The 332-nt window shown below is 25.9% G+C and carries 1 protein-coding gene; it reads right to left on the bottom strand.

What is annotated here, in order from left to right; translation table 11 throughout:
• Nucleotides 1–91: 91 nt before the first annotated feature.
• A partial coding sequence (locus Q4519_RS21805) for a hypothetical protein (RefSeq protein WP_303516043.1) occupies nt 92–332 on the bottom strand: 241 nt, incomplete at its 5' end.

Here is a 332-nt window from a genome sequence, read left to right as displayed (position 1 = left end):
ATTTAAACCAGAACAAACCCCAAAAGAAAAAAAAATAAAATCATCTACACAAGCAGCCAAACTCTAATATTACAATTAAAAATAGCAATTATCAAGGAGCCACACACAACCCACAACACGATAAAAAAAAAACTGAAACAATATTAAAATCAAAACAAGAAAAACTACCAATATACCCTACTTCAACCCATAAAAATAAAAAAAAAAAATTTAAAATATCAAAAAAAAAATAACAACCATTAAAAAAAAAACACTCAAAAATAAACAAATCAAAGACCAAACTACCAAGCAAAATAAAACACTTCTCCACAACAAACCCTTCAAAAATTGAC

The organism is Motilimonas sp. 1_MG-2023 (assembly GCF_030547455.1).
Classification (GTDB): Bacteria; Pseudomonadota; Gammaproteobacteria; order Enterobacterales; family CBDFNC01; genus Motilimonas.
This window is presented reverse-complemented; position numbering and strand designations above follow the sequence as displayed.